Origin of the sequence: Enterobacter sp. DNB-S2 (assembly GCF_019443845.1) — a bacterium.
In the GTDB taxonomy this organism is placed as follows: Bacteria; Pseudomonadota; Gammaproteobacteria; order Enterobacterales; family Enterobacteriaceae; genus Enterobacter; species Enterobacter asburiae_B.
On record NZ_CP050520.1, the window covers coordinates 4243421 to 4259593 of the forward strand.

Below are 16173 nucleotides of genomic sequence, written 5' to 3' on the forward strand. Positions count from 1 at the left end.
AAAATACTGTATACAACCACAGTGGTTTTCCGGAGGCTTTTATGTTCGTTGAACTGGTTTATGACAAGCGAAATGTAGAGGGACTTGAAGGGGCCAGAGAGATTATCCTGGCAGAGCTGACGAAGCGAGTGCACCAAATCTTCCCTGATGCCGAAGTGAGGGTGAAGCCGATGCAGGCGAACGGTTTGAATAGTGATGCCTGCAAAAGCGATCGGGAAAAGCTGAACCGCATGCTGGAGGATATGTTTGAAGAATCCGATATGTGGCTGGTGTCCGAATTCCCGACAGTTCGCCAGGTTGGGCTGTAAAAATTGTGCAGGCTGCCAGCTACATTATCACCGGCGGCCTGCATCACGTCTAACCACTACCCACCGGGAATTTTCGGTATAGCGTCGAGACGCCTACGTCGTAGATGATTGCCACGCGCTGGCGCGTCTCCCCAGCAGCGATCAATCTTCCTGCTTGCGCCCACTGCTCATCCGTCAGTTTTGGCCTACGGCCGCCTATCCGCCCCTCTGCTCGCGCAGCTGCTAATCCTGCACGGGTACGCTCAACAATAAGCTCTCTTTCCATTTCTGCCAGCGCGCCCATAACATGAAAGAAGAATCGCCCCATCGGGGTAGACGTGTCTATGCTGTCTGTCAGGCTGCGAAAATTAATCCCTCGCTCTCGCAACTCCTCCACCAGAACGACAAGATGCCGCATGCTTCTGCCGAGCCGATCGAGCTTCCAGACCACCAGCGTGTCGCCCTCTGATAGCGTCCTGAGCACCTTTTTGAGCCCTGGCCTTTCGGATGTCTTACCGCTCATCTTATCTTCAAAAATCAGCTCACATCCTGCGCTATCGAGCGCATTTCTCTGCAATGCGGTGTTCTGGTCATTTGTTGACACCCTCACGTAACCAATAAGCACGCCTTTCCCTCTTGCCAAAAGCCGAAACAATGCCAGACAAGGAGCAAATATTCATTCTCTTAAACCTCGGTTTAGGAACAGCCGCAACGAAGAACGTCGGCACCGGCTCCGGACAGATACCTGATATGTCCAGCTTTACCAATGCAAGTGGGTGGCAAAAATTGCCAGGTGGTAAAATATTTCAGTGGGGAAAAGCAGGTTTTCCAGTGGGGCAAACTCAGATTTCAGTCCCATTCCCTATCAATTTTCCCAGTGTGGTTAGCAATATTCAGCTTACATTTGCCGATATTAACTTTTCTGGTGGAACACCCTCGCCAACATTAGCTGTGGTGAATAACACCGTTAACGGTGCAGGATTTGGGGCGTATATGTCTGGTGCTGGCGGTTTCAACGCATACTTTTTTGCTATTGGGAGTTAACGTGAACACATACTTTTATAGCGCTAAACACAACAGCTTTTTCCCGCTTGAGCTTAAAGATGATTATATCAATGGCATCGGTTGGCCAGAGGATGCGGTTGAGGTAACAGAACAGGTATACAGTGAATTTACGGGTGAGCCTCCTGAGGGACAAAAAGAGTAGCTGGAAAAAATGGATTACCAGAATGGGAAGATATTCCCCCTCCGACCCGTGAAGAAATTGTGGCGCAAGCGGAGATTGAAAAACAGAGCCGAACTGATGCTGCAAACGTCTACATAAACAGCAATCAGTGGCCAGGAAAAGCGGCCATGGGCCGCCTGAACGATGCAGATAAGGCGAAATATAACGCCTGGCTGGATTATTTGGATGATATTGAAGCCGTTGATACATCGACGGCTCCGGATATTACATGGCCTAAGCAGCCGGAGATATAGGCCACACGATATTAGGTGCGCTGGAGGTGTCAACAGCCTCCAGTTCATCGAGATAATCCAACCACAGATTATATTGCGTCAGCTCATCTCCCTTGAGTCTCCCTATAGCAGCCTTACCAGGCCATTGTTTGCCGTTCATAAAATCGTTAGCTACTCCAATGCGATTTATTCTTTCCGCTTCAGCCTGAGCGACAATTTCATCGTGTGTTAGTGGCGGCGTTTCTCCCCATGCAGGCATCCCATCAGTGCCAGCAATTAAAAGTTTTCCTTTAGGCGGATCTGCCGAATATTTTTCATGAATATCGTCGGCTACTTCAATGGCATCAGTTGGCCATGTACCAGCAGCATCGTATTCATTTTTCCATCCGAAATAATAAAAAGCATTCTTTGACGGACTGTAAGCATAATTCATTTTTTATTTCCCGATAGCCAGAAACATTGCGCGAGTGCTTGTAATACCACCCGCAATAGTTGTAATGAGCGTTACCACCGCATCAAAGCCAGTCAAGGACTGGTTCTCGCAGCTTACAGCCGCCTGAACATAGTTTTTCTTGGTGGCAAACACTGCAATCAATCTCGAAGGGAAGGCCTGAGGGAACGTAATGGGGTTGTGACGCCCGTACCGACTGTAGTTGAGTTGTTCACTAATCGGTTAAAAGCCATGAGCTTATATCCACCAGGCAGCGTGTAAACAACAGTTTCTGTATCCGGTTCACTAATTGAATATTGCAAACCGAGGTATGTGAGAAGGTTGGTGATACTGCTTTGACCGATTATGTCACGCCCGACTGAAGTAAGATCCGTCTGCGCTGCAGTATCTGCCCCGGTGAAGTACGGAAGCTTATTTGCTCCTGTAGCGAGGCCGGCAAGTGCCGTCAGTGTGGCATCAAGCCCCTGAAAGTCCTTACCGAGCGCGGTGGTCATTTTGGTAATGAACCCGCTCACATCACCATCATCCAGCACATCCAGCCCGCTTTTGTTGGCGGTGTACTGCGCAAGCGCTGCCCCGATAAAAGCTGCCTGCCGAATAGCTTTGTTGACCTGCGCGCTGGATGCTTTGCCTGCTGTAAATCCAGAAAGTAGAGCAGGCAGAGCTTCCCAGTCAGCCTGGGACATTACATTTGCGCCAGCGCCTGTAGCAAACGGTTTAAAGTCATTTTTAGCCATTACAGTAATTTCCCCCATGCGCCATCATCAAATCCGGCGATGTATTCGTTGTCCATGTCAAAACCGAAGAATCGATTACCTTCTGACGGTGTTTCAACCGAAGGCGTTTCAACGTCACCGGCCCATACGCCAGCGGCTTTAACGGTGAGATAGCCCTGCTTGATAGCGGCGATCAGTTCGAGAGACACATTAGAAATATCAGTCTCGGGAAAAACCCAGACCGAGATCGTCATGTCCTGGTTGTCGACGATTTGCATCCTCAGGCCTGAGCCTGCGGTCGCAGCGTCAAGGATGGGTGGCAGCGAATCATTGCGACCGTCCCAGTTGTTGATGGCGATTTTCGCCTTAAGTACGATGCGGTATGTTGCATCGCTCAGCGTTGTGTAGCCTGAGTCGGGGTCATACGGGCCTTGCCATACGCCCTGGTCATATCCCAGCCCATCAGTGTCCCAGCTGAAATAAACGCCGCTTATCGGCTGGCTGACGATGCGACTGCGACCAATCCAGAGGCCGAGCGTATCGAGCTGGACTCCGACAGCGGTATCAATATCGAAAGCGCTTACCAGCCCACGGGTGGCGCCGGTGATATCAATCAGTGGCCGCGTGCTCAGGTCGACGTGATCAAAAAACTTCGGCTTTGTGGCGTGATAGTTGGTGATTAAGTCCGTGTACTTGCTCATGACGTCACCGTTAGAACAATGTTTTCGGGTTTACACGACGCGGATTCGTTGTAGGCGATGATGATGTTTGACGCCGCGACACTACCGGCTGATTTGCCAATCAGCAGCTCCTGTATGTCGTAGTAACGCGCATTTCCGCCACTCACTACGCCGAGGTTCGCCGGAGAATAAATCCTGCTCAGCAGCACATCGTCACCGATCGTCAGCCCGTTGATGTAATCCGCGACGGCCTGCTGAATCTGTACGCCAATTTGCGACGTGTAGCCGGTGAATGCCTTCAGGGTGATATGCCCGTAAATCGGGACATCAGTAGACCGTGAGAAGCTGATAACGTGTGGGTTGCCGTAGGTGTCCGGTACCGTGACAGATGTCGTCCCGTAAGTTGCCGTTCCCTGCCCTTTGTTTCCCCGGATTGTCTGGGCTATCTCGGTAACATCCCCTCCATCGACGATGGCGGAAATGGAATGAGGCGGCAACCCGTTGCTGTCGGTTGCACCAGTATCATTCTCGTAGAGCTTGTGACGCGTCACGCCTGCAACGTTGGCGATCGCACCGTCGACACCTTCAAACGGTGTAAGTGATGGTAGCGCTACGCTTTGTCCCTGCCTGATGCGCAGCTCCGCGTCGGTTTCCGCCGGTGCGCCTACGGTGGCCGCAGCCGGGTTGGTTACTGAAGCCCAACCGCGGGTCGGCGTGTTGATAGTGGTAATCGTCCCGGCCAGCGCCGCAACCGCTCCGCTGTTTGAACAGGTTGCAGTTACCGTCACGGTACCGCTGACACCGATTGTCACCGAGGCAGGAAGACGCCAGATCACGTTATTCGTGTCTTTCACGGTACCGTTTGTGATGGATGTCCCGGCAGTACCGGTCAGAACCAGATCCACGGTAGAGTTCGTCGCCCCCCGGCGCGCGATACCGTTAATTTTTACGTTACTCGTCAGCGCTGCACCGTAACCCGTAGCAGGTGAGAAGCAGTTATAAACGGAGATGGCTGTGTTGTTGGCATCGTGAATAGCCAGCGCCACCAGCGCCACCATCTGGCCGTCTTTGCTGTCTGGCTCCAGATAAGCGTCACTGCCATAAATCTGCTGAAAATAGCTCGTCAGGGTATCGAGTATCGTCTGGTAATCAGGCGCACTGATCCCCTCAGCGGTTACCGTTGCCGATAAGCCGAGTGTGTCCAAATTGAGGGCCATTTATGCCTCGCTGGTTACTGTCGTTGTTCCGTAGATGGTGTCGATTTCAGCGAAGAACTGGACGCGGCGCGTCGTCGTGTTCACTGTCGTATTGAAAGAGAGAATGGATTTAACGCCCCGCGTTTCGAGGATGCGCTTACGGATCGCCAGGTTGTAGGTTTCCGGCTTCTGCTTACCGAGTACGGACTGAATCCACGGTGTCCCCTCGGTGGTGTCGAGGAACCATTGCCCGTACCATAATTCGAATCGCGTTTTCACGGCCTGCGCCACGGCCTCCGGAGAGTTAATCAGCCAGGTATCATCACCGCTGCCAAAGGTGTAATCACCGTCGGCATCTTCACGTCTGTATCGCATCAGTTCACCCCGTCTGTGTTGCTGGTGCCGTGCTGCACGCCGCCGTGAGTGTGCGTATCATCGATTGTCTTGCCGTTAGCTTTAACGGTACCGATAAACTCGACAGCGCCGGTGATTTTGGATGCAACGCCAGAAGCAACAGAACCCACCATTCCATCCAGCCAGGAAAGGAGCCCGTGAATGGTAACTTTCGCCGAGAAGTCGGCCTGCGGGTAACTACATCCAGACCGCCAGGCGCTACGATTTTAATTTTCTGCGTAGTGGGGTTGAGCTCAAAGAACGTGCTTCCGTCGTCGCTGCGCAACTGAGCGGCCCCCGTGCTTATTCCGCTTATTTTCTGCGCCTGAGACTGCGGCCCAACGATACAGAACGCATCCGATAAATCATGCACCCGGTCGTCGACAGGCTCCTGTACCCCGCCGTTCTGCCACCAGAAATCGATGCAGCGATCGGCGAAAATCACCAGGCATTCATCACCGGCTTTAACCGGGAACGTTAGCGTGCATCCCCGCCGCGCGGAAATACCACCGGCACATCCACCAACAGCGGGTAATTTTTGGTAATCCGGTTCCCGTCGTTATCCGTTTCAACCGAACGGATAGCAGGCTGCACAACCGCCGTCACCGCGTCAGGGTCGAATGACTGAACGATGCCAGGCAAAGCGACGCGGATCTGGTTCTTTGTGGTTTCCCGCTCCGATTTGAAGGTTTCGGCAAGGTCGCCGCTGCGGGTCTGGTCAGATACTGCCATTTGGTAGGCTCCAGAAAGCAAAAAACCCGCCGGGTGGCGGGTTAGTTGAATGTTTTATAGGTCACAGTTCGGTTTTTGTCTCCTACCGTCCCGTAGCACTCTATTGTATGAGTGATTCGACTATTGAAGGCGTTCATTCCAGAAAAATGCAAAGTAAAGTAATAAACTTGCTCTCCATTTTTCTCGTCGATTCCGCTTTCTGTTTGTTCGGTTTCGAATGTGTCCGGCAACGATAAAGAAGATCGGGCGATATCCTTACAGGTAAATATCACTTCATTCTTTAAAAGAACGTCCTCTGACAAAGTAGGAGCATTACTTGATTGTTGCGCTGCAGCCTTTTCAGGGGCTTCGGTGTTACCAGAAACTTTATCAGTTTCATTGTTTTTATGGTTTCCAATTAAATAACCTACAACAATGACAACTAATAAAACTATTTTCTTTGACCTGCTGACCGCCATAAACAAAGTCCATTAATTATTTTAATCAGAAACTTTTTTGCATGGGAAAGAGCCGATAACTTTCGGCGCGTCCATGCTGTTCTGCAGCAGTTGGACATTCAGGAATCGCGTTTCGGTACCCGGACGGCGAATGTATTCAAAGCCATAATTGTTGCCATCTTTAGCAGGCATAAGCCCCATATCAATCTTAATGCCATCAGCACCAAGATTTGTAATTTTCTGCGATGTGACGCGTTCACCGTTAATCATGTCCATTTCACCCAACCTTGCAGTGATGGTGTAAGGCCCACAATAAGCGGTGTACCCGCTTGCTGATGCCCCAAATGACATAAAGGCAACAATTAAAATGGCTAAGGCTTTCAAATTTACCCCCGATTAAGCGAGTCCTGAGTGCGGAGATCCGCCGCGCCACGCGCTTCGCACATCATATCCATGTACCACGCCTGGCCCCTTGTGTCGCCAGTGTACATAATCCCGCGCACAATATAAACGCCATCCGTTGCGATGCTGGCAGGCTGCGCCGTGGTGCCGCTGAGCGTGATATTTCCGTCCGTGTTCTGGTCGGTGATCTTCCCACCGGCCATAGCGATATCGTTGTTCGACAGCGCGGTGCGATACACGGAAGCCTGATCCAGCTGAATAAGCCCGTTAACCCGGATATTCGGGTTAATCAGCGCGCGGACGTTTACGCCGTTGCCGATGGTCTGCTGCGGCATGCCGATAAGCCCGGTGGCGCTGTTGAGCACAATCGCGTCGTGAACATACTCGTTATTCGCCACCATCTGCCGCTGGCCGTCAACGAATTGCCATGTTGCCCCACATTGTCCGGCCACGTTATCCATAAGATGCCGTGTCATGCCGAACAGCACCCGGCCCCGGGGGAAAACGGTAGCAGGCATTTCAGGCGTCAGGCCTTCGGTCGCGCCTTTGGCCTCGAAGTCTTTCATCAGCGCGCGGTTCACGTCTGCGACCGTGTAACCGGCCGCCAGCGTCTGCGAGGTTATACTGGTGGCAAACGCCAGATCCGTATCGGCAGCCTGAATCAGGACGTAGGAATCGATGGGGCTGTCTTTACCGGTGACCGAGTAGCGAATTTCACCGCTGAAAATCAGCCCGTAGTTGCGGCCATCGCTCTGGCCCACGTCCGCCGCGTCGACTTCGCGCACGGTCCCGACATCGCTTGCCGACACCTCCGGCGCGATACCGTCGTAACCAGCAATCAGCCGCACTTTCGAAAACTCCTGTCCGGTGATGCGGTTCACCGTATCAGCTGACAGGTTGTAGATTTTGAACGTACCCACCCGCGACGCGCTGCTGATGTTGAACCAGTCGATCGTAAAGGTCACTTTAAAATCGCTGAGCTCAATACCCTGCCCGTTCTCGTCCACGAGCTGCAGCTCGAAATGTCTCATCCAGTTCTGTGACATGCTTACTCCGTTGATACCAGTAAATGACTGCGGCCGCCCAGGTCGGTTTTCGTCGGATAATCCTGTGTACTGTCGTCACAGACCACCACCAGCTTAAAGCCGAGGCCCATATAGCCGTACTGCGCCAACAGGTCAGCGCCGGTGACGAGAGGAATACCGGAGATTACCGGCTCCCCTCTGTCGTTCTGCAGGTCCATAATCCAGTACAGATCGCGCCATATGATGCTAATCCGCCAGGTGGTCCCCGCCAGGATGATGCTGAATTGCTGGTTATCCGCTGTCAGCGGGATTTCCTGAATTGCCATTAGCCGAGCCCCAGTAATGACGCCGCATTACCCGTGATGCTTTTCAGCAGCGAGGTATTTGGCGGCTTTGTAGTTTTGTTGCCGGTATTCAGTACCGCCGACGTGCTAGCCCCGTCCTTCATGTTGGTTTTATCCGCGACGGTGATCTGCTGCGTCTGAGAGATAAGAACCTCCCTCAGGGTGAGAACGGCAGACAGGACGTTTTCAGTCGTTCTGTCCGTCGTCACTTCCAGCGAGCGGATCAGCATATTGTTGTAAATCCGCTTGCCGGTCACCACATCGAAAGGAATACGGCTCGCCTGCAGGTTAAGTATTTCCTGGTACGTTTCCTTAGGGCTCATGCCGAGAAAGTCGGTGGCCGTCAGGTTGCTGGCAAAATCCAGCAACGATCCGCCACCAGCGAAACCGACCTCCATCACTACTTCAGACGGTTTTTTGTAAGCATGATCCGCGACGGCGGCCCCAACTTCGACCGGGTGCTCTGTTATTTCCAGCGTGTCGGTATGCTTTTCAGAAACAACCACACTGGGTATAAGCACCCCAATTCTCCTGGACTGCTGATGAAAGAGAGTAGAGAGAATATCCATTAACCCACCTTCGTTTGATTGCTGCGCATGAGCTGGGCATTTGCAGACTGCTGCCGACGTTCTACCTGATTCCCCACGGAGTGCGGATCACCACCACCGTAAATGTGGTAGGTGTTCTGTTGTTGTACCTGAGCACCGGGCGCGGGCATGTTGCTTAACACCTTCGGAATGTAGTTGCGGGTTTCCTGAGGCATAAGGGCCATCCCGTGCTTCTGCACGTTCCCGATCCCCCAGTTATAAGAGGCCAGCGCCTTGCTCAGGTCACCGCCGTTCGCCTGCAGCAGCTGTGAAAGATACTTTGCGGCTGCCTGGGCGGCCTTCTCCGGGTCGAAAACATCGTTCCCGCTTAGCCCCATGTCACGCGCCGTACCGTCCATAAACTGAAACAGACCTTTAGCGCCAGCGCCTGAAACGGCGAACTGATTACCGCCCGATTCCGTTATGGCCACGCTGCGCAATAACCCCTCCGGAAGTCGGTAGAGCTGTTCCAGGTTGGTAAGCATCGGCTGCATCCATCCCAGCAGCTCAGACCCCGCTTTGGTTGGCTGTGGCCGCTTAACTGACTGGCCGAGTTGATCTGGCTCATCGTCACCAAACCAGCCGCGTACCGTTCGGCCCACGTTGCGAGGATCGAATCCCCAGTGCTCTTTAATCCAGTCGGCGGTACCGTTGGCGCTGTCTGTTACCATTGGCATTGCTGACGGATTTTCGCTTCCCTGATTAAGCATCCGTTTTCCGATGCTGGCAGCATCAGCCCAGCGGCCATCTTTAATGGCATTGAGAAGGTCGGCGATCATATTCAGCATCTTGCTGAACTCGCTCATCTGGTCGATAAAGTTGCTGAAGTCCCACTTCAGGGACCACGATTTAGGGTCAATGTTGAGCAGTTTAGCCAGCGCTTTCGCCAGTTCATTAACAGACCCTTTCAGGTCACGAACCATCTTCAGCGCAGCGTCGACTTCAGGTTTCCATTTCCCCAGTCAACAAGGCTATCCCCGCCTTCCTTCCAGGTCTGATAGTCTTCCCACAGAAGGGCAATCCCGGCCGCCAGCGCGGTAATGAGGCCAATCGGCGACATCCAGAACGTACTGTTCAGAATGCGCAACGCTATCGTAAGCGCGCCGAACAACGAGATCAGCTCCCGCGTTTGCTTGTCCAGTGATTGCCACCAGGTGATAAGTCTGGATGTTCCCTCAATTAGCCTGAAGAACAGCCGCCCGATGATGTCTCCGAGCGCCAGAATGCCTTTTATGGCTTTCGTCAGGGTCTGCTCAATGCGCGGGAAGTTATCCAGGATGTGGCGGCGCAGCGTGTCCAGCGAACCCGCAAGGCCACCAGCAAGGTTAGAGCCGATTTTGTCACGGGCCATACCTGCCATCGCGCCGAACTCGCGCAGGGAGGTCATGAATTTGTTGGAGCTTCTGGCCGCCTCATCAGCATTAAAGCCGATAGCTTTCGCCATTGCACTGTACTGCCCGGTGAAACCGCCCACACCCCGGCGCATCGCCATGAGGGTATTTTCGTCAATACCCAGCATCTGCGCATACTGGTTAGCCCGGTAATACGGCATGCTGCTGAGCTTCTGGCCGACGCCCGTAAAGATAGCGGCCATGTCGCGCATGTTACCGCTGGCGTCACGGGTCTGTACGCCCAGACGGTTTAGGAAACCTTCCGCTCCGGGGTTATGCCGCATAAACCGGGCGAGGCTTTCCAGAGAGGAGCGCGCCGCGTCGACGCTGCCGCCCACCTGCGAAACCGCATAGCCAATAGACTGAATCCCCTGAACCGTCGCGCCGGTGCGCTGTGACGCCCAGTAGAGATTATCCAGACCGGAGGCAATCTTAGCAGTGAAGGCCACCACGGCAAGCGCGGCACCTTCGACAGCCAGCCCCATTTTGATGGCGTTTGCGGTCGTACCGGCGAGAACAGAGTCGAACTTTGACGCGCCCGCTTCGTCGATATCGAAACCGAGCGAAACAAGGAAATCTTTAATAGTCTCAGCGTTCATTATCCTCTCTCCATTTCTCTATACGGCGCTGGTTATCTGCCTTAACGGCCAGGTGGTCATTCATCAGCGCGATATCGCACAGATCGACTGATCCATCCTTCAGCGCGTAATAAGGGATTAACCCGGCGTCAACCGGGTCAAGGAGATAAGACAGCCCGTCAGGCAGGCTGTTGAGGGTTAACCCTGAGTCTGGTCCGGCGTCGCGCTGGTAAGGCTCACGGGCAAAAAATTTCCCAGCGAATCGGCGACCACCCGCGCCACCAGCTGCAGCATGATCAGGAGATTGATGTCATCAAACATCAACTCACCGCTGTTGAAGACAGGCGTCCAGACCGTTCCGTTTTTTCGGGCCACAACCGACAGGCAAGGATGAATTATCGCGTTGGTGTCTTCCTCTTTCATCGAGGCCAGTTCGTCAGCAATACGCGGCAGCAGCGTTTCAAATACCGGCTTAAGCTCATCAAAATTTTTGGAGTCAACCTTACCGTCTGCTGGCAGCAGGGAGCGAATGCTCCCGAAGTCAGCCATCATCCCTGCGAGGAGCGGCAGTAGTTTGCGTGTAACCTTGAGCTGATCAAACACGTTGAGTTTTGCGGCGCGGTATTCCACGCCATTAATATTGCATTCCATCTGTTAGAACTCCCCGAGAACTTCGTCAATCTTGCCGCAATCAAATACCCAGGCGACCGTTCCGGCTACCTTCGGGTTATTCCAGTCAGGCTGTTTCTGGAAAGCGCAGGAGCGCGCCGTACCGATATCACCGGACACCCTGTTACGCACGACGATCACGTTATTTCCCCACAGCGCTGACGACATGCGCTGCGCGTTGTACATGATGGAAAGTTTTTTGTTCAGAGGGGATGTTTTAAGCAGGGTGACGGTAATAACGCCACTATTGCCGCCGTGGAGGCTGTGCATCACTTCACCGTCAGAACCGATAGTCATCGTGTTCTTTGCCTCGGTCATCGTGACCGTGATCCCCTCTTCGGAGTTGGCAGAACCAGCCCCAAGATCTAATGAACCTGTCGGCCCGGAAAGAGAAGCCGAAATATCAAGAAAAGAGTAAGCACCCATTCGATTCTCCTTAACGAACCACGTTAATTGCTACATCGCCGTAATGAACGGCCCCGGCCAGTTTCGCGGCCACCTGAATCGGTACGCCTTTCCGCGCTTCACGATCGGTCTGCAGCTGGTTATCCACAGTATCCGCCCAGGTGTAATACCCTTTGGTCAGGGTGTCGCCGGTGCCGAGTTGCCCCATCGGTCCGCCGGTCCAGATACCTGGTGCAAACAGACCGTTTTTGTCGGCCACATCCAGTACTTTTTCGATGTTGGCGATTCGTGTCGTTGTACCAGCATCGGTCTGTGGGATCTTCGTGGTACTGGTGTAAAGCGTGTTGTAGTCGGCTGTCTGTACCGCGTTCTGCAGCCAGTCGAGCCCGTGACGCTCATCGAAGAAATCGCCGTTACACATCACACCTTGTTCGAGGATGGCTGTATCGTTCTCGTAGTACACGTAAACGTTACAGTTCTTCGCTTCCAGAGCATTCGCCTGTGATGTGCCGATAGTTTCGTAGGTGATTCCAGGCAGTTGCTTGAACTTCAGGGTGATAGTGGTATTGCTGCCGGTGAAGTTGACCGTAAACGCGCGCCCAAACGCAGACAATGCAGCATAGGGACTGGTAGATGAATACTGGATATAGGTCCGGCTGTATTTCGCAGCCTTCAGTTTGGTCGCCAGATCGGTTTCAACCGCCGAGCTCAGAATATCCGCTTCGCTCGAAGTAATAGCCAGGATTCGCGAAACGGTCGCAGACTCGATCGCCGCCGAAACAGAAATCAGGTCAGCATCATCCGGATAGTCAGCCACAGGAACAGCCAGATGCAGACCATACCAAGAGTTGTAATCCAGCAATGCGTTAACCGCCTGCAGCAGTGTTTCTGTAGGGCCAGACTCAGCCGAGGTTAGGCTATCAACCCAGCGACCAACATACAGTTGCGTCGGACGCGGTGACTGGGAGAACCAGACTACAGCTGCTTTGTATTCCTCGCTGTCGACGCCGAAATCATCCCCGATATCTGCCGGATCGGAATACAGGCGCAGACGCTCTGTGATAGGAATAACAGTAGAATTACCCAGAATCAGCATCGAACCGAAATTTCGGCCCTGTGCGGCTCTGGCTGAAAGCGTCACGGTTACGTTGGTGACGCGATTTAAAGGCAAGCCTTTCGCCATGATCAATCTCCGGTTGAGATCGCGACATTACCGTCGACGATGGATTTAATGTTGTAGGTACGAATTGTTTTGCGATTCAGCGTGATGGTGATGTCGTAGCGCCTCACCCACTGGTTGTTAATCAATTCGGGGAGGTTATAAATATTCCCGATTTCGCTAAGGGATAGCCCTGCACGATTAAGCTCCGCATTGTTTTGTTCAATAAAGAGCCCTGCCCGGAATGTTGAAGCCCTGCTGCCCCCCTGAGGACCGTAGAAACAACAAATGACGGTAACTCGCTCCCATTCCCATTGCTCTGAAGTGTTTTCGTCAATCTGAACACTCGCAGGATTAACCGGGAGAGGTATCGAGGTAACTCCAAATCCGCACCACGTCACCCCGTTGTTGGGGATCTGCGGCTGCGGGTCAGTCCATCGGGGGAAAACAAGAGCGGCCGGCAAGCCAGAAACACCACGAATCCACCGGCTGATTTCACGCTCCAGCGCCTCGTCATACTGGGGGCTATCCCCGACAGGCGTCAGATAACCGCGCGCGGTGCTGTCGTTACTCAACTGGCGTCCCTCCGTTAAAGTCCACCAGCTCACAATGCGCCTGGACGAATCCGGCGCCGTAACTGGTGTACGGATCGACAAATGTCACCCGGTAAGCACGCCCGTTATAGCTCACGATATCGGCATCAAGTCGCGGGGCGCTGTCTGTACCGGGCTGGCCCTGGGTTAATCTGAACTGCGTCACGATGAGGATCGCGCCGCTGATGTTCTGGCCTGCTGCCATTCGCCGGGCTTCCAGAGAGCGGTCAACCGTCACCACGCCAGAGAATGGGATATCCTGAGCTGTGTTTTTAGTGAAATTGTCCTCGTCCATCGTCTGAACCTGCCGGTGACACACCAGACTGGTGTCCATGAAGTCGGGATCGAGAAGAACATCGCTCACATCGAGAAGAGGCATTATTTTTTCCTCACGACGTAGTTAATTGAGCGCAGCAGGTAACCGTGGGCATACAGCGGCTTTTCGCCGGGAATGCCCTCGGCCCTTCTGCGTTCGAGGGTTTTCTCAGAAAGTGGGTGCAGCCTGTCACCAGCACCGATAACGGCTTTTGCAGCGTCACGGGCAATCTGTCCGGCGCTCTCCAGCTCACGCATTGCTGCTTCAGTCTGCCCCTCCAGCGCGGCGGTTGCCGCTGCTTTGAGGTGTGCAGTGGTTCGGGGTTTTGAATCCTCGATCCCCATATCCAGAAAAGGACGCGGGGGGAGCGTGACCGTTGTACCGTCGATTTCCACCGTTGCGCCCGTCGAGTGGAGATAGCCCAGTTCCGCGTTATTAATCGGAGAGCCATCCTCACGCCCTGCCTTGTCCTCAGGTATTCCCACCAGCACATCCATTCCGGATAGCTGCCGGAGGGATTCCAGAACAGCCACGGCGTTATCAGCACGAACCGTTAACCCGCTTTTCATAGCAGCTGCCTGCCACCAGCGCCGAACATCGACCACCACCAGTAGAACTCGCGCCCGTAGGCGGTGCTGTTCCAGAAACCGGCATCCGGATTGATTACCCCGGACACGTCATAGCTCACTGAAACCTTATCCACGGATTTAGAGGACACGACACCTGCCGCGCCGTTGCTGTTCACACCACCAGCGGCAGCGGCGGCCAGCGTGCGGCCGCGCAGCTCCGTATAGTGAGCCGTGAATAGCTCGGCCAGGTAGACGAACTGATCGCCCTGTACGTCCTGATTCAGGAGTGAATCGGCCTGCCCCAGATAGAAATTCACTGAGGGGTCAGGGTAGCGGGTTTTATCGGCGAACTCGGGAAAGTCGGTGCGGAACTGCTCGTTAGTCGGAAGCCTGCTGTTTTTTGGCATTTTTCGCGTCCCCGCCGGTGTTATCGGTTTTGTCCGTGCTGTCGGCAGGTTTACCGCCTGCTGGTGCCTGAGCAGCTGCCAGCTGCGCTTTCAGTTCTGTGTTTTCATTCCCCAGCGCGGTGATGGTTTTTTCATGCTCAGCCAGCTGCGCTTTCAGGGTGTTATTTTCTTCTGCTAGGAGAACAAGGCTCGCGGAAAGGTCTTCATTGCTCTGCTCGTTCGCCAGGTCGGCTTCGTCAATCGGGCGCGCATAGGCTTTAAAGGCCCAGTGGTCCTTCACTTCTTTCGGGAAAGAGGAACTGTCGTGGATGCCCTGAGACAGCTCAAATTTAGAACCGTCGGAAAAGCTGAGAGTAGCGCCACCGGAAACAACGTATTTCATGTTTTTTGCTCCATAAAAAAAGGCGGGTTTCCCCGCCTGTTTCAGGTTAAGACGCCGGAACGTCCAGGTAAGAGATCGTATTGGAATACGGGGTTTCCACCTGGCCCAGCTTGCCGTAGTAAGTGGTCAGCTGCTGCAGGCCGCGATACTCCAGCGGCGTGTTCAGCAGAGGAACCATAGGGAAGCGAACGTATTTTTCGTCCTGGGTGTAAGCAACGATACGATGCGCGCCACCAGCGCCACGCTTGGAGGCCCACTTCATGGAGACGATCTCCAATGGTGTGCCGTTTTCCTGAAACGCGATGGTGTTAATCTTCACGTATTCCAGCACGGAGATATTCCCTGCAGAGGAAACCTTTTTGCTCGCCAGCAGGCCGAACAGCTCCGGAGCCAGACCGATTTTCGCCGGGCAGACCGCATAACCAGAACGAACCCAGCCATCAGACAGTACCAGGTTGATATCCTGAACAATCACATCCGGATCGGTGGTTGCGGTCCACGCTGCAGCTGCAGCAACAGGAGTAACATCCGGCAGGTTCAGCAGGCCAGCAACGCCGAGCTCGTTATCACCGATATAAACCTGTTCGTCGGTGTCCATGTTCCACTTCAGTTTCATGCCTTCGTATTTCTGGACATCAACCGGACGGCCCAATTTCTGGGCAGAAGCCAGTTCCGGCACCGTCCAACTGATTTCCTGCCCCCATAAGGTGAGGTTGTTACGGGTAGGCTGAATATCGAGTTCGATACCAGGAATGGCTGTAGCTTTTTTACCGATCCAGTTTTTACCGTTAGGGTTTGGACCACCAACGCCAACAAAATCGGTATTAGTGAAGGATGACACTTCATCAGCGATAGAAATATCGCTGCGCAGCGGCATGTCGCGTGACCATTTGTAGGACACTAAAGGCATGTTCAGCGTCTGATCCATGCGCTCCAGTTCGCCGACGAGAAACGCGCCGGTGGAGTCGATGGTCGCTCTGTCAATTGTAAACATTA

25 protein-coding genes and 3 pseudogenes are annotated in these 16173 nt (G+C 53.6%); 4 read left to right on the plus strand and 24 right to left on the minus strand.

Going from position 1 to position 16173, the window contains the following annotated elements; translation table 11 throughout:
* Positions 1 to 41: 41 nt before the first annotated feature.
* Positions 42 to 308, plus strand: a complete 267-nt coding sequence (locus tag HB664_RS20395) for a DinI family protein (protein ID WP_219940112.1) — start codon at positions 42 to 44, stop codon at positions 306 to 308.
* Between the two features lie 49 nt (positions 309 to 357).
* Here HB664_RS20395 and HB664_RS20400 read toward each other — a convergent pair whose 3' ends face one another.
* On the minus strand, positions 358 to 912 hold the full coding sequence (locus tag HB664_RS20400) for a recombinase family protein (protein ID WP_023325687.1): 555 nt from the start codon (positions 910 to 912) through the stop codon (positions 358 to 360).
* A gap of 29 nt (positions 913 to 941) precedes the next feature.
* Here HB664_RS20400 and HB664_RS20405 point away from each other — a divergent pair, with 29 nt between their 5' ends.
* The 3 genes from HB664_RS20405 to HB664_RS23035 are packed head-to-tail and all read left to right on the plus strand — an operon-like array spanning position 942 to position 1766.
* The gene (locus tag HB664_RS20405; RefSeq protein ID WP_219940113.1) at positions 942 to 1331 is read left to right on the plus strand and encodes a hypothetical protein; all 390 of its coding nucleotides are present in this window, start codon (positions 942 to 944) and stop codon (positions 1329 to 1331) included.
* Between the two features lies 1 nt (position 1332).
* Positions 1333 to 1494 (plus strand): hypothetical protein, encoded by a 162-nt coding sequence (locus tag HB664_RS23030; RefSeq protein WP_375156350.1) that lies wholly within the window; start codon positions 1333 to 1335, stop codon positions 1492 to 1494.
* Positions 1495 to 1526: 32 nt separating this feature from the next.
* The gene (locus tag HB664_RS23035) at positions 1527 to 1766 is read left to right on the plus strand and encodes a tail fiber assembly protein (protein ID WP_375156389.1); all 240 of its coding nucleotides are present in this window, start codon (positions 1527 to 1529) and stop codon (positions 1764 to 1766) included.
* Here the strand turns inward: HB664_RS23035 and HB664_RS20415 are convergent.
* From HB664_RS20415 to HB664_RS20515, 23 genes and pseudogenes are all read right to left on the minus strand, one after another.
* On the minus strand, positions 1747 to 2178 hold the full coding sequence (locus tag HB664_RS20415; RefSeq protein WP_219940114.1) for a tail fiber assembly protein: 432 nt from the start codon (positions 2176 to 2178) through the stop codon (positions 1747 to 1749). The genes HB664_RS23035 and HB664_RS20415 overlap by 20 nt on opposite strands.
* 317 nt (positions 2179 to 2495) lie before the next feature.
* Positions 2496 to 2933: pseudogene (locus tag HB664_RS20420) on the minus strand (hypothetical protein); the annotation flags it as partial.
* On the minus strand, positions 2933 to 3613 hold the full coding sequence (locus HB664_RS20425) for a DUF2612 domain-containing protein (protein WP_127732013.1): 681 nt from the start codon (positions 3611 to 3613) through the stop codon (positions 2933 to 2935). The pseudogene HB664_RS20420 and the gene HB664_RS20425, both read right to left, overlap by 1 nt.
* Complete coding sequence (locus tag HB664_RS20430) at positions 3610 to 4809, minus strand: baseplate J/gp47 family protein (RefSeq protein WP_219940115.1); 1200 nt, start codon at positions 4807 to 4809, stop codon at positions 3610 to 3612. The genes HB664_RS20425 and HB664_RS20430 overlap by 4 nt, the downstream gene beginning before the upstream one ends.
* Positions 4810 to 5163, minus strand: a complete 354-nt coding sequence (locus HB664_RS20435; protein ID WP_023325694.1) for a hypothetical protein — start codon at positions 5161 to 5163, stop codon at positions 4810 to 4812. It lies immediately after the preceding gene.
* A pseudogene (locus tag HB664_RS20440) lies at positions 5163 to 5913 on the minus strand (Gp138 family membrane-puncturing spike protein). The gene HB664_RS20435 and the pseudogene HB664_RS20440 overlap by 1 nt, the downstream one beginning before the upstream one ends.
* Before the next feature lie 41 nt (positions 5914 to 5954).
* On the minus strand, positions 5955 to 6371 hold the full coding sequence (locus tag HB664_RS20445) for a hypothetical protein (RefSeq protein ID WP_094935773.1): 417 nt from the start codon (positions 6369 to 6371) through the stop codon (positions 5955 to 5957).
* Positions 6372 to 6392: 21 nt separating this feature from the next.
* The gene (locus tag HB664_RS20450) at positions 6393 to 6734 is read right to left on the minus strand and encodes a hypothetical protein (protein ID WP_047602411.1); all 342 of its coding nucleotides are present in this window, start codon (positions 6732 to 6734) and stop codon (positions 6393 to 6395) included.
* A 2-nt stretch (positions 6735 to 6736) separates the two neighbouring features.
* On the minus strand, positions 6737 to 7798 hold the full coding sequence (locus HB664_RS20455) for a hypothetical protein (RefSeq protein ID WP_219940116.1): 1062 nt from the start codon (positions 7796 to 7798) through the stop codon (positions 6737 to 6739).
* 2 nt (positions 7799 to 7800) lie between these two features.
* Complete coding sequence (locus HB664_RS20460; RefSeq protein ID WP_023325699.1) at positions 7801 to 8103, minus strand: phage baseplate plug protein; 303 nt, start codon at positions 8101 to 8103, stop codon at positions 7801 to 7803.
* Positions 8103 to 8690 carry a phage baseplate protein gene (locus HB664_RS20465; protein WP_219940117.1) on the minus strand — a complete coding sequence of 196 codons (588 nt, stop codon included), beginning with the start codon at positions 8688 to 8690 and terminating at the stop codon, positions 8103 to 8105. The genes HB664_RS20460 and HB664_RS20465 overlap by 1 nt, the downstream gene beginning before the upstream one ends.
* On the minus strand, positions 8690 to 9202 hold the full coding sequence (locus tag HB664_RS23040) for a lytic transglycosylase domain-containing protein (RefSeq protein WP_375156390.1): 513 nt from the start codon (positions 9200 to 9202) through the stop codon (positions 8690 to 8692). Before HB664_RS23040 ends, HB664_RS20465 begins: the two co-directional genes overlap by 1 nt.
* 56 nt (positions 9203 to 9258) lie before the next feature.
* Positions 9259 to 10698 (minus strand): annotated as a pseudogene (locus HB664_RS20470) (lytic transglycosylase); the annotation flags it as partial.
* On the minus strand, positions 10688 to 10852 hold the full coding sequence (locus HB664_RS22905) for a DUF6889 family protein (protein ID WP_023229521.1): 165 nt from the start codon (positions 10850 to 10852) through the stop codon (positions 10688 to 10690). The gene HB664_RS22905 and the pseudogene HB664_RS20470, both read right to left, overlap by 11 nt.
* A 23-nt stretch (positions 10853 to 10875) precedes the next feature.
* Positions 10876 to 11328 carry a phage tail assembly chaperone gene (locus HB664_RS20475; RefSeq protein WP_219940118.1) on the minus strand — a complete coding sequence of 151 codons (453 nt, stop codon included), beginning with the start codon at positions 11326 to 11328 and terminating at the stop codon, positions 10876 to 10878.
* Positions 11329 to 11331: 3 nt separating this feature from the next.
* Complete coding sequence (locus HB664_RS20480) at positions 11332 to 11772, minus strand: phage protein (protein WP_000501635.1); 441 nt, start codon at positions 11770 to 11772, stop codon at positions 11332 to 11334.
* Positions 11773 to 11782: 10 nt separating this feature from the next.
* Entirely contained in the window at positions 11783 to 12934 is a 1152-nt protein-coding gene (locus HB664_RS20485; protein ID WP_219940119.1) for a DUF3383 family protein, read from the minus strand.
* A 2-nt stretch (positions 12935 to 12936) separates the two neighbouring features.
* Entirely contained in the window at positions 12937 to 13485 is a 549-nt protein-coding gene (locus tag HB664_RS20490) for a hypothetical protein (RefSeq protein ID WP_219940120.1), read from the minus strand.
* Positions 13478 to 13882 carry a head-tail adaptor gene (locus HB664_RS20495; protein WP_127732031.1) on the minus strand — a complete coding sequence of 135 codons (405 nt, stop codon included), beginning with the start codon at positions 13880 to 13882 and terminating at the stop codon, positions 13478 to 13480. Before HB664_RS20495 ends, HB664_RS20490 begins: the two co-directional genes overlap by 8 nt.
* Positions 13882 to 14388, minus strand: coding sequence for a hypothetical protein (locus HB664_RS20500; protein WP_109844761.1), 507 nt, complete (start codon positions 14386 to 14388; stop codon positions 13882 to 13884). The genes HB664_RS20495 and HB664_RS20500 overlap by 1 nt, the downstream gene beginning before the upstream one ends.
* Positions 14385 to 14795, minus strand: coding sequence for a DUF4054 domain-containing protein (locus tag HB664_RS20505; protein WP_023150225.1), 411 nt, complete (start codon positions 14793 to 14795; stop codon positions 14385 to 14387). The genes HB664_RS20500 and HB664_RS20505 overlap by 4 nt, the downstream gene beginning before the upstream one ends.
* Positions 14767 to 15177 (minus strand): hypothetical protein, encoded by a 411-nt coding sequence (locus tag HB664_RS20510; RefSeq protein ID WP_219940121.1) that lies wholly within the window; start codon positions 15175 to 15177, stop codon positions 14767 to 14769. The genes HB664_RS20505 and HB664_RS20510 overlap by 29 nt, the downstream gene beginning before the upstream one ends.
* Positions 15178 to 15223: 46 nt before the next feature.
* The gene (locus tag HB664_RS20515) at positions 15224 to 16171 is read right to left on the minus strand and encodes a DUF2184 domain-containing protein (RefSeq protein WP_016247459.1); all 948 of its coding nucleotides are present in this window, start codon (positions 16169 to 16171) and stop codon (positions 15224 to 15226) included.
* Positions 16172 to 16173 lie beyond the last annotated feature (2 nt).

Coding starts and splice junctions, on each gene's coding strand:
- HB664_RS20395 (WP_219940112.1), top strand. CDS start 42: ATGTTCGTTGAACTGGTTTATGACAAGCGAAATGTAGAGGGACTTGAA.
- HB664_RS20405 (WP_219940113.1), top strand. CDS start 942: ATGCCAGACAAGGAGCAAATATTCATTCTCTTAAACCTCGGTTTAGGA.
- HB664_RS20415 (WP_219940114.1), bottom strand. CDS start 2,178: ATGAATTATGCTTACAGTCCGTCAAAGAATGCTTTTTATTATTTCGGA.
- HB664_RS20425 (WP_127732013.1), bottom strand. CDS start 3,613: ATGAGCAAGTACACGGACTTAATCACCAACTATCACGCCACAAAGCCG.
- HB664_RS20430 (WP_219940115.1), bottom strand. CDS start 4,809: ATGGCCCTCAATTTGGACACACTCGGCTTATCGGCAACGGTAACCGCT.
- HB664_RS20435 (WP_023325694.1), bottom strand. CDS start 5,163: ATGCGATACAGACGTGAAGATGCCGACGGTGATTACACCTTTGGCAGC.
- HB664_RS20445 (WP_094935773.1), bottom strand. CDS start 6,371: ATGGCGGTCAGCAGGTCAAAGAAAATAGTTTTATTAGTTGTCATTGTT.
- HB664_RS20455 (WP_219940116.1), bottom strand. CDS start 7,798: ATGTCACAGAACTGGATGAGACATTTCGAGCTGCAGCTCGTGGACGAG.
- HB664_RS20460 (WP_023325699.1), bottom strand. CDS start 8,103: ATGGCAATTCAGGAAATCCCGCTGACAGCGGATAACCAGCAATTCAGC.
- HB664_RS20465 (WP_219940117.1), bottom strand. CDS start 8,690: ATGGATATTCTCTCTACTCTCTTTCATCAGCAGTCCAGGAGAATTGGG.
- HB664_RS23040 (WP_375156390.1), bottom strand. CDS start 9,202: ATGCAGCCGATGCTTACCAACCTGGAACAGCTCTACCGACTTCCGGAG.
- HB664_RS20475 (WP_219940118.1), bottom strand. CDS start 11,328: ATGGAATGCAATATTAATGGCGTGGAATACCGCGCCGCAAAACTCAAC.
- HB664_RS20480 (WP_000501635.1), bottom strand. CDS start 11,772: ATGGGTGCTTACTCTTTTCTTGATATTTCGGCTTCTCTTTCCGGGCCG.
- HB664_RS20485 (WP_219940119.1), bottom strand. CDS start 12,934: ATGGCGAAAGGCTTGCCTTTAAATCGCGTCACCAACGTAACCGTGACG.
- HB664_RS20495 (WP_127732031.1), bottom strand. CDS start 13,882: ATGCCTCTTCTCGATGTGAGCGATGTTCTTCTCGATCCCGACTTCATG.
- HB664_RS20500 (WP_109844761.1), bottom strand. CDS start 14,388: ATGAAAAGCGGGTTAACGGTTCGTGCTGATAACGCCGTGGCTGTTCTG.
- HB664_RS20505 (WP_023150225.1), bottom strand. CDS start 14,795: ATGCCAAAAAACAGCAGGCTTCCGACTAACGAGCAGTTCCGCACCGAC.
- HB664_RS20510 (WP_219940121.1), bottom strand. CDS start 15,177: ATGAAATACGTTGTTTCCGGTGGCGCTACTCTCAGCTTTTCCGACGGT.
- HB664_RS20515 (WP_016247459.1), bottom strand. CDS start 16,171: ATGTTTACAATTGACAGAGCGACCATCGACTCCACCGGCGCGTTTCTC.